This is a genomic window from Rhodovibrio sodomensis, from assembly GCF_016583645.1.
Lineage (GTDB): Bacteria > Pseudomonadota > Alphaproteobacteria > Kiloniellales > Rhodovibrionaceae > Rhodovibrio > Rhodovibrio sodomensis.
On the sequence record NZ_NRRL01000123.1, the window covers coordinates 1 to 12986 of the forward strand.

Annotated in this window: 13 protein-coding genes and 1 pseudogene; 12 read left to right on the plus strand and 2 right to left on the minus strand. The window is 68.2% G+C overall.

From position 1 onward, the window contains the following. Window positions 1–136: 136 nt before the first annotated feature. From CKO28_RS23350 to CKO28_RS29650, 5 genes and pseudogenes are all read left to right on the plus strand, one after another. The gene (locus CKO28_RS23350; RefSeq protein WP_274611066.1) at window positions 137–532 is read left to right on the plus strand and encodes an EAL domain-containing protein; all 396 of its coding nucleotides are present in this window, start codon (window positions 137–139) and stop codon (window positions 530–532) included. A gap of 4 nt (window positions 533–536) precedes the next feature. Beyond that, complete coding sequence (gene kaiC / locus CKO28_RS23355) at window positions 537–2258, plus strand: circadian clock protein KaiC (protein ID WP_200343301.1); 1722 nt, start codon at window positions 537–539, stop codon at window positions 2256–2258. Continuing rightward, window positions 2255–2542, plus strand: a complete 288-nt coding sequence (locus tag CKO28_RS23360; RefSeq protein ID WP_200343302.1) for a circadian clock KaiB family protein — start codon at window positions 2255–2257, stop codon at window positions 2540–2542. The genes kaiC and CKO28_RS23360 overlap by 4 nt, the downstream gene beginning before the upstream one ends. A gap of 83 nt (window positions 2543–2625) precedes the next feature. Beyond that, window positions 2626–2751: pseudogene (locus tag CKO28_RS29645) on the plus strand (IS256 family transposase); the annotation flags it as partial. Window positions 2752–2753: 2 nt separating this feature from the next. Then, the gene (locus CKO28_RS29650) at window positions 2754–3131 is read left to right on the plus strand and encodes a hypothetical protein (RefSeq protein ID WP_437127652.1); all 378 of its coding nucleotides are present in this window, start codon (window positions 2754–2756) and stop codon (window positions 3129–3131) included. A gap of 22 nt (window positions 3132–3153) precedes the next feature. Here CKO28_RS29650 and CKO28_RS23370 read toward each other — a convergent pair whose 3' ends face one another. After that, window positions 3154–3864: a TetR/AcrR family transcriptional regulator gene (locus CKO28_RS23370; RefSeq protein ID WP_200343304.1), complete on the minus strand. Its 711-nt coding sequence runs from the start codon at window positions 3862–3864 to the stop codon at window positions 3154–3156. A gap of 619 nt (window positions 3865–4483) precedes the next feature. On the opposite strand from CKO28_RS23370, the gene CKO28_RS23375 reads away from it, so the two are divergent. The 7 genes from CKO28_RS23375 to hydA all read left to right on the plus strand — a co-directional run bounded on the left by CKO28_RS23375 (window position 4484) and on the right by hydA (window position 12373). Continuing rightward, window positions 4484–5350 carry a nitrilase-related carbon-nitrogen hydrolase gene (locus CKO28_RS23375; protein ID WP_200343305.1) on the plus strand — a complete coding sequence of 289 codons (867 nt, stop codon included), beginning with the start codon at window positions 4484–4486 and terminating at the stop codon, window positions 5348–5350. A gap of 28 nt (window positions 5351–5378) precedes the next feature. Further along, window positions 5379–6632 carry a Zn-dependent hydrolase gene (locus CKO28_RS23380; RefSeq protein WP_200343306.1) on the plus strand — a complete coding sequence of 418 codons (1254 nt, stop codon included), beginning with the start codon at window positions 5379–5381 and terminating at the stop codon, window positions 6630–6632. A 45-nt stretch (window positions 6633–6677) separates the two neighbouring features. Next, window positions 6678–7553, plus strand: a complete 876-nt coding sequence (locus tag CKO28_RS23385; protein ID WP_200343307.1) for an ABC transporter ATP-binding protein — start codon at window positions 6678–6680, stop codon at window positions 7551–7553. After that, window positions 7543–8490 carry an ABC transporter permease gene (locus CKO28_RS23390; RefSeq protein WP_200343308.1) on the plus strand — a complete coding sequence of 316 codons (948 nt, stop codon included), beginning with the start codon at window positions 7543–7545 and terminating at the stop codon, window positions 8488–8490. The genes CKO28_RS23385 and CKO28_RS23390 overlap by 11 nt, the downstream gene beginning before the upstream one ends. Continuing rightward, window positions 8487–9683 carry an ABC transporter permease gene (locus tag CKO28_RS23395; RefSeq protein ID WP_338050231.1) on the plus strand — a complete coding sequence of 399 codons (1197 nt, stop codon included), beginning with the start codon at window positions 8487–8489 and terminating at the stop codon, window positions 9681–9683. Before CKO28_RS23390 ends, CKO28_RS23395 begins: the two co-directional genes overlap by 4 nt. A 106-nt stretch (window positions 9684–9789) precedes the next feature. Beyond that, complete coding sequence (locus CKO28_RS23400; RefSeq protein WP_200343309.1) at window positions 9790–10797, plus strand: ABC transporter substrate-binding protein; 1008 nt, start codon at window positions 9790–9792, stop codon at window positions 10795–10797. Window positions 10798–10927: 130 nt separating this feature from the next. After that, the gene (gene hydA, locus CKO28_RS23405; protein ID WP_200343310.1) at window positions 10928–12373 is read left to right on the plus strand and encodes a dihydropyrimidinase; all 1446 of its coding nucleotides are present in this window, start codon (window positions 10928–10930) and stop codon (window positions 12371–12373) included. An 86-nt stretch (window positions 12374–12459) separates the two neighbouring features. Here hydA and CKO28_RS23410 read toward each other — a convergent pair whose 3' ends face one another. Beyond that, the gene (locus tag CKO28_RS23410; RefSeq protein ID WP_200343311.1) at window positions 12460–12717 is read right to left on the minus strand and encodes a sugar ABC transporter ATP-binding protein; all 258 of its coding nucleotides are present in this window, start codon (window positions 12715–12717) and stop codon (window positions 12460–12462) included. Between the last annotated feature and the right edge of the window lie 269 nt (window positions 12718–12986).

The window sequence follows — 12986 nt, forward strand, 5'->3', positions numbered from 1 at the left end:
CGAGCGGGGCCGAACAGGCCGGCCGCCCGCGCGCCCCACATAGCGCGCAAGGGCGGCCGGCCGTCGGTGAGGCCCCGACTTGGGGAGCGCGCCGCCAACGACCCTTTGACAAAAATCACGGTATCTCCGCACGCAACTGCGGACGCTCCATGCCATGGGGGTGCGGCTGTCGCTGGACGACTTCGGCACCGGCTACAGCTCCCTCCTCTACCTCCAAAGGTATCCGTTCGACGAGATCAAGGTGGATAAAGGGTTCGTCCAACACATGCTGGACGATCCGTACAGCCACGAGATCGTTGCGACCGTCATCGGCGTGGCCCGGGTGCTGGGCGCCGATGTCGTCGCCGAGGGCGTGGAAACAGTGGGCGAGCGCAACGCTTTGTTGGCCCTCGGGTGCCAATCGGCCCAAGGGTTCCACTACAGCATGCCCTTGGCGGAAGAGGATTTCCGCTGGCTCCTGGAAACCCGGAGCCAACTTCCACGAACCCTCCCGCCCTGCCAGCAGGCGGGATCGCGTGAGAGCCCGAGGTAGCCGGATGACGGACCAAGGTATCGCCAAGCGCGCCACCGGGATCGATGGCCTCGATGCGGCCACACGCGGGGGACTGCCGGCGGCTGGCACGACGCTCGTGATGGGCGCGCCGGGTGCCGGTAAAACCGTTCTGGCCCAGCAGATCCTCGCCCATGCCGCGCGTCGCGACGAGAGCGGCATTCTGGTCAGCTTCGAGGAGCCGCCGGACCAGCTTCGCACCAACGCCGCGGCATTTTCGTGGGGCGATCGGATCGCGGACACAGAACGGATCGCGGTGTTGGACGCACGGCCGCAGCGCGATGTCGAAAAAAGCGGTCGCTTCGACCTGGCGGGGATGGTCGCGATCCTCGACGCGGAGACCGATCGTCTCGCGGCATCATGGGTGATGCTTGACGGCATCGATCAACTCCTCCGGTTCGAACCGGACGAGGCGTTGGCTGTCAACGAGGTCCAGAGACTGGACGATTGGGCGCGTGAAAAGGGCGTGACGCTGGTCGTCACGGCGAAGCAAGCCGCCAGCGAAGACCGCACGGCCGCTCATCTCGCCGGCATCGAGTTCATGCTCTCGACGATCCTGGTCCTGTCGACGGAACTGGTCGGCCGGCGCCTGAACCGGCGCTTCCGAATTCTGAAATACCGCGGCACGGACCACGTTACCGACGAACTGCCGATGGTGCTGGACGTGCACGGCATCAACCTGCCTTCGGCATCCGCCTTCATCACGGCCGAAAGCGCGCGCGCCGACAACACCCGCCTCTCCACGGGCATCCCGCGTCTCGACCGGCTACTCGACGGCGGATACTATCGCGGGTCGAGCGTGCTCGTCTCCGGCGCGCCGGGGACATCGAAAACAACGCTCGGCGCGGCCTTCGCCGCGGCAACCGCGGCCCGCGGCGAAAAAGCCTTGCTGGTCAGCTTCGACGAACCCGAGAACCAAATCGTCCGCAACATGGGGTCGGTCGGGCTGGACCTCCAACGCATTTTGGATGCGGGAAAGCTTCGTTTGGCGTCCCGCTCGCCCTGGAGCGGCCTCGTCGAAGAGCATTTCATGGCTTTGTTGGGGTGGATCGATGCGGAGGCCCCGGATGTGCTGATCATCGACCCGGTATCGGGCTTGCTAAAAGGTGCCAGCGGGGAAAGCCCTTTTCCCATGGTCGAGCGGCTGCTGGCGATCGCCAAGGCACGCGGCATGACCACCTTGATGACGAGCCTGACCGAGCGCGAGTCTGCCGATGCCGAGGCGAGCCTGAGCCACGTCTCCACAATCGCCGACACCTGGATATCCCTGGACTACAGGGCGCACGGCGGTGAGCGGAACCGGGCGCTGTCGATCGTCAAGTCCCGCGGAACCGCTCACTCCAATCAGGTCCGTGAGTTGGTGCTATCCTCCGAGGGCATCGATCTGGCGGACGTCTACGAGTACGGCTCGGAGGTTTTGATGGGGACCGCCCGGGTGCAGAAAGAGGGCGAGGTCGCTCAAGCCGCCCGCCGGGAACGCATGGAACGCGACCGTCGGCGAGGCGAACTGGACCAGCGGCTCAAGCAAATCGAGGCGCGTTTGGCCGAAGCCGAAAGCGAGAAGCAGCGTATCCAGGCCGAAATCGACCTTGAAGAGCAGACCGAACAAGAGGCGGATACGCTCTCCGAGCGCCACGCAGAAAAGGTTCGGCGTCGGCGCGATGCCGAAGACGCGGACGAAGACACGGACAAGGAGAACGGCTCGTGACCGTTCAGCGTGGGCGTTTGAAGCTTTTCATCACCGGTGACGCCCCCCGGTCGCGTCGTGCCCGGGCGAACCTGGCCCAGGCCCTTGAGACTGTCGGCAGCGACCTGGGCGACGTGGACGAGATCGACATCCTCACGGCCCCGAAACAGGCTCTCGATCATGGGATTTTCGCTTCCCCGGCTTTGGTCGCCGCCGCCCCCGACGGAACCACCGATGTTCTGTACGGAGATCTGTCGGACATGGATCGGCTCGTCCGCTTCCTCGGCTTCAGCAAGGCCGAATAGATCTGTTCGTGGGTCGGCTCGGGTCAGGATGCCGATCGGCAACCCCCCATTGAACAGGGCGAGTTTTGCGGGGGTCAGAGCGTGGCGCCGATCCACAGGAGCAGCACGAGGACTGGGCGGTCTCCGGTCGCGACAAGGCGGTGGAAACGCTGCAGGCGCTCTGCCAGTCCGAGGATGCGGCTACTCCCCCGGCCCTCGCCGCGGAGTAGCCGTGCCCGACCGCGGCGACATCCGTATGGCTGCCCATGGAGCCCGGCTGCAGGATCCGCTGGGCGATCATCGCCAGCACCAGGTCGCGCGACCGCGCGTCGGCCGGCCGGCTGCGCCGGCCGAGCAGCAGCTTGGGCAGGCGCAGCCGCTCGGCCGTGCCCAGCACGGCGGCGACGTGCCCGTGCGGCAGCGAGCGCGCGATGGTCAGCGCCTGCTCGGCGCGTTCCACCGCGACGCCGCCCTTGAGCAGGGTGCGCAGGCCCTCGACCAGGTCCGTCGGCCAATCGCTCAGATTGGCCCCGGTGCGCTTTTTGATCCGGCCGCCCCAGAGCATGATCCTGAGAGGGGCAGCCACCTTTCAGGATTCTGCTCTAACTGAGTAACCAAGTACACAGTTCCGCCTAGGGAACTAGCCCCACCCCGCGCAGGATGATCGCGGTGACCTCGTCCTTGACGCGGGCGAATTGGGCGTCACTCAACTCCTGACCGCCGTTCAAGGTGGTGATCTGGTGGCCGAAGTCGGCGTAGTGCTGGGTCGTCGCCCAGATCATATACAGGAGCGTGTGCGCGGCGACCGGCGCGATCCGCCCTTCCCGCGCCCAGCGGTCGATCACCGCGGCCCGGTCGGCGGTCCATTCGGTAAGACGGGTTTCCAGATAGTCCTGGATCAGCGGCGCGCGGTGCATCACCTCGGTCGCCCAGACCTTGGAGCCCAGCGGGTACTGCCGCGACAGGTCCATCTTGGCGTGGATGTACCGGGTCAGGGCGGTGCGCGGATCGTCGATCGTGTCCAGCGGGTCGGCGGCGTCCAGCCAGACCTGGAAGATCCGGTCCACGACCCGCCGGTAGAGCGCCAGCTTGGTCGGAAAATAGTAGTGCAGGTTGGCCTTGGGCACGCCGGCGCGCTGGGCGATCAGCCGCGTGGTCGCGCCCTGGAAGCCGTAGTCGGCGAACACCGATTCGGCCGCCGCCAGGATCGCCTGCTCGTTGACGCTGCGGATCGCCGCCTTGCCGCGGGCCCGTCGGGCGGTCGCGCCCGCGGCCGGCGCCTCGACCCCGACGTCAGCGCTGTCCGGAGAGTTTGGGGCGTCCTGCGGGCGTGTTGTGTCCATCGGTCATGATCCTCCTCCCCGCCCCGGATCCGGCGACCGCCGGTGCGGTCGTCCGGTCGGTCGGTGTGTCATTGGCCGGAACGCCCAGCGCTGCCGGCGCAGCCGTCCGAGCCGAGGGCGCAGCTTACAAATCGCACGCAAATCGCCTGGATCGCCACCCTCAATCGCTGCCAGATTCGACTTGACCCTACGCGCTTGGCTCGCTCAGGATACTAGCCTGACCAACTGGTCAGGTTCAACGAAGGCGGCCCGCCCCGGAGATCGACGGCCACAGGCTGGCGGGGCCCGGGACACAACAAGCGGCCGCCGAAAAAGCAGGGAGCGCGCGCGGAGCCAGCCGGCGGCGGACGAGGAAGCGTCGAGTGAGGGCGGAGAGCGCGCACATGTCCGCGCGTAAGACCGCCCGGCGCGTTCCGCTGCATGTGAGCCCTTCACGCGAACGTTCCAGTCGACAATCGGCCGGCGTCCGGCGGATCCGAACCGGGTGTTCGGCCCGGGCTGCAGGTGTCCTGCGCCCGCGCCAGCGCCGTGCCTGCGTCTCGTTCAACGACCGCAGCCGGCGAACCGGTGGGGTGTATCGACCGCGCGGCCCGGCATCACGCAGGGGACGACACGCGTCATGGCGAAGCTGAAGACCGGCTTGATCCAGATGGGGCTGAAGGCGAGCACGGACGGGTCGCCCGACGAGATCCGGCAGGCGATGCTGGCGGCCCACACCCCGTTGATCGACGACGCCGGCAAGCAGGGCGTCCAGGTGCTGTGCTTCCAGGAGGTCTTCACCCAGCCGTACTTCTGTCCCAGCCAGGATACCAAGTGGTACGCCGCCGCGGAGGCGATCCCCGACGGCCCGACGACCCGGCTGATGATGGACTACGCCAAGACGTATTCCATGGTGATCGTCGTGCCGATCTACGAGGAGCGGATGCCGGGCGTGTATTACAACACCGCCGCGGTGATCGACGCCGACGGCAGCTACCTCGGCAAGTACTCCAAGACGCACATCCCGCAGGTCGCCGGCTTCTGGGAGAAGTTCTTCTTCAAGCCGGGCGCGAGCGACTACCCGGTGTTCGACACCGCCTACTGCAAGCTGGGCGTCTACATCTGCTACGACCGCCACTTCCCGGAAGGCTGGCGGGCGCTCGCACTCAACGGCGCGGAATACGTGGTCAATCCTTCCGCCACCGTCGCCGGCCTGTCGCAGTACCTCTGGGAGCTGGAGCAGCCGGCCTCCGCGGTCGCCAACGGCTACTTCATCGGCGCGGTCAATCGGGTGGGCTGGGAAGCGCCGTGGAACATCGGCGAGTTCTACGGCAACAGCTACGTCGTCAATCCGCGCGGCCAGATCGAGGCGCAGGCCAGCCCGGATAAGGACGAGCTGCTGGTCCACGAGATCGACCTCGACATGGTCCGGGAGGTCCGCAACCTCTGGCAGTTCTTCCGCGACCGCCGCCCTGACACGTACGACCCGCTGATCGAGCTGAACTGAGCGGATCGGCCAACCGGGGAGCGGGCAGATGGACGGGCAACAGGTCGCCAACCTGGCAATCGACGAAAAGCGGCTGTGGGACGCGCTGATGGAGGTCGCGCAGTACGGCGCGACGGCCAAGGGCGGCAACAACCGCCTGACCCTCACCGACCTGGACCGGCAAGTCCGCGACCTGTTCGCCGGGTGGTGTGACCAGGCCGGCATGAGCATGACCGTCGACCGGATGGGCAACATGTTCGCGCGCCGGCCGGGCAGGCGCGACGACCTCGCGCCGGTCATGGCGGGCAGCCACCTGGATACCCAGCCGACCGGCGGCAAGTACGACGGCGTGCTGGGCGTGCTGGCGGCGCTGGAATTGGTGCGCACCCTCAACGACCGCGGCATCGAGACCGAGCGGCCGATCGAGATCGTCAACTGGACCAACGAGGAGGGCTCCCGCTTCGCCCCGGCGATGATCTCCTCCGGCGTGTTCGCCGGCGCGTTCACCATGGACTGGGCCTACGCCCGGACCGACCGGGACGGCCATTCGCTTGGCGAAGAGCTGGCGCGGATCGGCTACCGCGGCGACGCGCCGGTGGGCGGGCGGGACATCCACGCTTTCTTCGAGCTGCACATCGAGCAGGGCCCGATCCTGGAAGCCGAAGAGAAGACCATCGGCGTGGTCACCGACTGCCAGGGCCAGCGCTGGTACGAGCTCACCCTGACCGGGTTCGAGGCGCACGCCGGCCCGACCCCGATGGACCGCCGGCGCGACGCGCTGTTGGGCGCCGCGCGGGTGATCGACCTGGTCAACCGGATCGGCCTGGCCCGGGCGCCCAGCGCCTGCGCCACCGTCGGGCAGATCGACGTCCATCCGAACTCCCGCAACGTCATTCCGGGCGCGGTCTTCCTGACGATCGACTTCCGCCACCCGGACAACGACGTGCTGGAAGACATGTGCCGGGCCCTGGAACACGGCGTGGCGGAGATCGCGGAGGCGATCGGCCTGGAGCGCAAGCTGGAGCAGATCTTCTCCTTCCGCCCGGTCCACTTCGACGAGACCTGCGTCGCGGCCGTGCGCAAGGGCGCCCAGGCGTGCGGCTACAGCCACCGCGATATCCTCTCCGGCGCCGGGCACGACGCGGTCTACGTCGCCGCCGTCGCGCCGACCGCGATGGTGTTCGTCCCTTGTGTCGACGGCGTCAGCCACAACGAAACCGAAGCGTGCAAGCCCGAGTGGGTGACCGCCGGGGCCAACGTGCTGCTGCACGCGGTGCTGGAAATGGCCGGGCGGGTGGACTGACCCGCCGCCATCCAAGGCTGCCCGAAAACCGAGCCGCGAGGTGACATGACGCCGACCGCCGCCCCAGAAGCCGCCCCCGACGCCGCCGCCTCCGAAGCCGTCCCGGCCCCGTCGGCCGCGCGCGCGTCCGCGGCCGCCGGCGGCGGACCGGTCGTCCGCACGCAGAAGCTGTCGCTGACCTTCCAGACCGCCGACGGACCGGTCTATGCGCTGAGCGGCATCGATCTGACGGTCGAGGAAGGCGACTTCGTCTCCCTGATCGGGCCGTCGGGCTGCGGCAAGACCACCCTGCTGCGGGTGATCGCGGACCTGGAGCAGCCGACCGACGGCGACATTCAGGTCAACGGGGTCACCCCGCACCAGGCCCGGCTGGAGCGCGCCTACGGCTACGTCTTCCAGGCCGCCGCGCTCTACCCCTGGCGCACGATCGAGCGCAACGTGACCCTGCCGCTGGAGATCATGGGCGTGCCCCAGGCCGAGCGGCGGGCGCGCGCCGCCGCCTACCTGGAGATGGTCAACCTCGCCGGGTTCGCGCGGAAATACCCCTGGCAGCTGTCCGGCGGCATGCAGCAGCGCGCCTCGATCGCCCGGGCACTGTGCTTCGACCCGGACCTGTTGCTGATGGACGAGCCGTTCGGCGCCCTCGACGAGATCGTGCGGGATCATTTGAACGAGCAGCTGCTCAATCTCTGGAACACCACCGGCAAGACGGTGGTGTTCGTCACCCACTCGATCTCCGAGGCGGTGTTCCTGTCCAACAAGATCGTGGTCATGTCGCCGCGCCCGGGCCGGATCGCCGACGTGATCGAGACCGACTTCCCGCCCGACCGCGATCTCGACTTTCGGGAAACGCAGGCGTTCATCGACGTCGCCCACCGGGTGCGCATGGGCCTGCGCCAGGGCATCGCCGATGACGACTGACGCCCAGGTGACCCCCGCCCCGGCGGACGCGGCGCAGCGCGGGCGCCTGCGCGCCGGCCTGGACCGGGCGGTGCAGGGCCGCGCGCTGCCGATCGCGACGGTCAGCCTGGCGATCGTGCTGCTGTGGTACGCGCTCGCGGTCTGGTTGAACGCCGACCTGCAGATCAACCGCTTCGAGCGCGCCGACCAGAGCTGGACGTTCGGCGAGCTGGTGCTCGCCACCTGGGCGCAGGACCGCCCGATGCTGCCCGCCCCGCACCAGATCGTGGCGGAACTGAACAAGACGGTGTTCCAGACCGGGATCACCAGCGTGCGCAGCCTCGTCTACCACAGCTGGGTGACGCTCTCCTCCACCCTCGCCGGCTTCGCCATCGGCACGCTGCTGGGGATCCTGCTGGCGGTCGGGATCGTCCACGCCCGCGCGCTGGAGAAGAGCCTCTTACCCTGGATCATCTCCTCCCAGACGGTGCCGATCCTGGCGATCGCGCCGATGATCGTGGTGGTGCTGGGCGCGATCGGGCTGAACGGCCTGATCCCCAAGGCAGTGATCTCGATGTACCTGTGCTTCTTTCCGGTGGCGATCGGCATGGTGAAGGGCCTGCGCGCGCCCGACCCGCTGCAGATGGACCTGATGCGTACCTATTCCGCCAGCCGCTGGCAGACCTTCTGGATGCTGCGCTGGCCGTCGTCGCTGCCGTTTCTGTTCGCCAGCCTGAAGGTCGCGATCGCGATCAGCCTGGTCGGCGCGATCGTGGCCGAGCTGCCCACGGGCGCCCAGGCCGGCCTGGGCGCGCGCATGCTGGCGGGCTCGTACTACGGCCAGACCATCCAGATCTGGTCGGCCCTGGTCGCCGCTTCCGTCCTCGCGGCCAGCCTGGTCGGCGTGGTCGCGCTCGGCGAACGCTGGGCGCACCGGCGCATGGGGGCACAGCCGTGAACGTCCGGATCGACACCACCGCGCCCACCCGCCGCGCGCTCAGCCGGCCCGATCCCTGGTGCGCGGCCACCCTGCTTCTGGGCGTTCTCGCCCTCGCCTTCCCGCTCGGCGCGGCGACGGACGAGGCCGCGGCGATCGGCTGGCTGGACCGGCCGGGCAGCCTGGTCGCCCTGCTGGCGCTGCTGGGCGGCGCCGGCCTGGGACTGGCGCGGCAGGCGGGCGTGGTCCGCGGGCTCGGGCCCGCCGGCTACGGGTTTGTGCTGCTGGCGGCAACGGCGCTCGCGATGGCGACCGCGCTCGACGTGGTCCACGACCTCGGCGCTGCGGCCACGCGCGGCTTCTGGCTGGTCGTGCTGGCAAGCTGGCTGATCGCCTGGCGGGCGGTCGACGGCGTCGCCGCGTTCAGCGTGCGCGACCTGCGCGTCCAGCGGGCGGTCGACACGGTGGTGCCGGCGGTGTTCGGTCTGACGCTCTTGTTCCTGTGGGAGGTGCTGACGGTCGGCTTCGGCGTGCCGCAGGTGCTGCTGCCCGCCCCCAGCATGATCGGGGAGCGGATCGCCAGCTCGACCGGCACGCTGTGGGCCGACTTCGAGCAGACCTTCCTCAAGGCGGTGCTGAGCGGCTACGTCATGGGCTGCACCGCCGGGCTGATGGTGGCGGTTCTGGTCGACCGGGTAGCGTTCCTGAAGCGCGGCCTGCTGCCGCTCGGCAACCTGGTGAGCGCGCTGCCGATCGTCGGCATCGCGCCGATCATGGTGATGTGGTTCGGCTTCGACTGGCAGTCCAAGGCCGCCGTCGTGGTCGTGATGACCTTCTTCCCGATGCTGGTGAACACGGTCGCGGGCCTGGGCGCCGCCGACGCGCAGCAGCGCGAGCTGATGCGCTCGTATGCCGCCGGCTACTGGCAGACGCTGGTCATGCTGCGCCTGCCGTCCGCGATGCCGTTCGTCTTCAACGCGCTGAAGATCAACTCCACGCTCGCGCTGATCGGCGCGATCGTCGCGGAGTTCTTCGGCACGCCCACGGTGGGCATGGGCTTTCGGATCTCCACCGAGGTGGGGCGGATGAACGTCGACATGGTGTGGGCCGAAATCGCGATGGCGGCGCTTGCCGGCTCGGCGTTCTACGGCGCGGTCGCGCTCGTCGAGCGGGCCGTGACCTTCTGGCACCCGTCCTTTCGCCAACGGCGTTAGGCAAGATCGTGGGAGGTTTGCTCGACCGTCCACGTGGCTCTCGCCCTCTCTCCAACAAGGCAGGGCGGAACAACAAGACGCATAACCGAACAGGGAAGGATCCCCGATGAACAAGGTTTTGGCAGGTGTTGCCGCCGTGGCGCTGGGCCTCGGCGTTTCGGCGGCCCAGGTCACCGCGGCCGAGGCGGCCGACGAGATCACCCTCCAGCTGAAATGGGTCACGCAGGCCCAGTTCGCCGGCTACTACGTCGCCCAGGATCAGGGCTTCTACGAAGACGCGGGGCTCGACGTCACGATCCAGCCGGGCGGCCCCGACATCGCCCCGCCGCAGGTGATCGCCGGCGGCGGCGCGGACGTGATCGTCGACTGGATGCCCTCCGCCCTCGCCTCGCGCGAGAAGGGCGTGCCGCTGGTCAACATCGCCCAGCCGTTCCAGCGCTCGGGCATGATGCTGACCTGCCGGGAGGAGACCGGCATCCGCGCGCCGCAGGACCTGCGCGGCCACACCCTGGGGGTCTGGTTCTTCGGCAACGAGTACCCCTTCCTCGCCTGGATGTCGAAGCTGGGGATCCCGACCGACGGCTCGGCGAACGGCGTCGAGGTGCTGAAGCAGGGCTTCAACGTCGACCCGCTGCTGCAGGAGCAGGCGGCCTGCATCTCGACCATGACCTATAACGAGTACTGGCAGGTGATCGACGCCGGCCTGTCGCCGGACGACCTGGTGGTCTTCAAGTACGAGGAGCAGGGCGTCGCCACGCTGGAGGACGGGCTGTACGTGCTGGAGAACCGGCTGGACGACCCGGCATTCGTCGACAGCATGGCCCGGTTCGTGGACGCCAGCATGAAGGGCTGGGCCTGGGCGCGCGACAATCAGGAAGCCGCGGCGATGATCGTTCTGGAGAACGACGCCACCGGCGCCCAGACCAAAAAGCACCAGGTCCGCATGATGGGCGAGATCGCCAAGCTGCTGGGCGAAGGCGACGGCGTGCTCGATCCGGCGGACTATGCGCGCACGGTCGACACCCTGCTGCAGGGCGGCTCCGATCCCGTGATCACCGAGGAGCCCACGGGCGCCTGGACCCACAAGGTCACCGACAAGATCGAGACGATGTAGCCGGCGCCTTATCGGCCCCGGCGGGCGTCGATCCGCCGGGGCCGTTTCGAGCGATTGGATCGGGACGGTCCGGGCGGCCTCCCGCCACAAGGTGGACGTTAACGACAGGCAGCGCTGAAGGGGACGGAACATGAGCTTGCTGGTGAAGGGCGGGACGGTGGTCAACGCGGACCACGCCCAACTGGCCGACGTACTGATCGAGGGCGACAAGATCGTCGCGGTGGGCACCGACCTGAACGCCCCGGCGGACGCCGAGGTGCACGACGCCAGCGGCTGCTTCGTCATGCCGGGCGGGATCGACCCGCACACCCACATGCAGCTGCCGTTCATGGGCACGGTCGCCTCGGAGGACTTCTTCACCGGCACGCGCGCGGCGCTGGCCGGCGGGACGACGATGATCATCGACTTCGTCATCCCGGGCCCGCAGCAGGACGTGATGGAAGCCTGGGACACCTGGAACGGCTGGGCCGAAAAGGCCTGCGCCGACTACTCCTTCCATGTCGCGATCACCTGGTGGGACGACAGCGTCGGCAAGGCGATGGAGACGCTCGCCACCGAGAAGGGGGTGAACAGCTTCAAGCATTTCCTGGCCTACAAGGGCGCGATCATGGCGGACGACGCGGTCCTGGCGAAGTCGTTCCCGAAGGCACGCGAGCTGGGCGCGATCTGCACCGTCCACGCCGAGAACGGCGAGCTGATCGCGCACCTGCAGAACGAGATGCTGAAGATGGGCATCACCGGGCCGGAGGGGCACCCGCTGTCGCGCCCCTCGGAGCTGGAGGGCGAGGCCGCGGAGCGCGCGATCACCTTCGCCGACGTGATGAACGTGCCGCTCTACATCGTGCACAACTCCTGCAAGGAGTCGGTCGACGCGATCGCCCGTGCCCGGGCGCAGGGCCAGCGCGTGTTCGGCGAGGCGCTGGCCGGGCACATGCTGATCGACGACAGCGTCTACCAGAACAAGGACTGGGACACCGCCGCGCACTACGTGATGAGCCCGCCGTTCCGCCCCAAGGGGCATCAGGAGGCGATCTGGGCCGCGCTGCAGGCGGGCACGCTGCAGACCACCGCGACCGACCACGCCTGCTTCTGCACCTCGCAAAAGCGGATGGGGCACAACAACTTCACCCAGATACCCAACGGCACCGCGGGGGTCGAGGACCGGATGCACCTGCTCTGGCACCACGGCGTCAACGCCGGCCGCCTGACCGAGACGGAGTTCGTCGCCGCGACCAGCGCCAACACCGCCAAGATCTTCAACATCTACCCGCGCAAGGGCGCGATCCTCGCCGGCGCGGACGCCGACCTGGTGATCTGGGACCCGGAGCGCAAGCGCACGATCTCCAAGGACACCCACCACATGAACATCGACTTCAACATCTTCGAAGGATGGGAGGTCACCGGGACCAACCGGACCACGATCGCCCAGGGCAAGGTGGTCTACCACGACGGCCAACTGAACGTGAACGAGGGCGCCGGCCGCTACATCCCGCGCCCGACCTACCCGCCGTACTACAAGGCCGTGGAGAAGGCCCGGCAGGACAAGCTGCCCACGCCGGTCGACCGGATGGGCTGAGCCGGCGTGGGCCGACGGGCCCAATGCCGGTGGCTCCGGCGCCGACCGGAACGACCACAATGATGTCCGGTCAGCGTCGCGGCCGATCAGCCGGCCGGGGCGGCCCGGTCGGCCAGAGCGGCTGGCTGGTTGCCCATGATCACCATGCCGAGCAGTTCATCCTTGGTGACGTGGTCGCGACCGACCGTGCCGACGTTGCGGCCGTTCTTCAGCACGGAGAAGCGGTCGGACAGGTCATAGACATCGTGGATGTCGTGGCTGATCAGGAAGATGCCGAGTGACTGCTCACCCCCACCGGTGAGTAGGTCAGGCGGCGGCCGGTAGAATAACGGATTGGCCAGCAAGGACGCGCCGAATGGCGGCGAGCGGGCTCAAGCCGTATAGGCGGCCGGTGTCGACGACGGAGCGCACGCCGGCGTAGAAAGCAGCGCCCCATTCGGCGTTAAAGCCTTGCGTGATCTTCCTGTTATGCGCAGCTCTGCATAACAGGAACTATGCGGAGTCCAAGGTTATGCGGAGTCCGCGGCTGCGACCCGGCCGCAGCCGCGGATCCTGGTCCGAGTTACTCGGCATAATCGGGACGGCTGATGTCCTTCAACATGGCGAGCAGCTT

What these genes read in the sequence shown, in the direction of transcription:
- kaiC (WP_200343301.1), top strand. Translation starts at nt 537, where the DNA reads ATGACGGACCAAGGTATCGCCAAGCGCGCCACCGGGATCGATGGCCTC.
- CKO28_RS23370 (WP_200343304.1), bottom strand. Translation starts at nt 3,864, where the DNA reads ATGGACACAACACGCCCGCAGGACGCCCCAAACTCTCCGGACAGCGCT.
- CKO28_RS23375 (WP_200343305.1), top strand. Translation starts at nt 4,484, where the DNA reads ATGGCGAAGCTGAAGACCGGCTTGATCCAGATGGGGCTGAAGGCGAGC.
- CKO28_RS23380 (WP_200343306.1), top strand. Translation starts at nt 5,379, where the DNA reads ATGGACGGGCAACAGGTCGCCAACCTGGCAATCGACGAAAAGCGGCTG.
- CKO28_RS23385 (WP_200343307.1), top strand. Translation starts at nt 6,678, where the DNA reads ATGACGCCGACCGCCGCCCCAGAAGCCGCCCCCGACGCCGCCGCCTCC.
- CKO28_RS23390 (WP_200343308.1), top strand. Translation starts at nt 7,543, where the DNA reads ATGACGACTGACGCCCAGGTGACCCCCGCCCCGGCGGACGCGGCGCAG.
- CKO28_RS23400 (WP_200343309.1), top strand. Translation starts at nt 9,790, where the DNA reads ATGAACAAGGTTTTGGCAGGTGTTGCCGCCGTGGCGCTGGGCCTCGGC.
- hydA (WP_200343310.1), top strand. Translation starts at nt 10,928, where the DNA reads ATGAGCTTGCTGGTGAAGGGCGGGACGGTGGTCAACGCGGACCACGCC.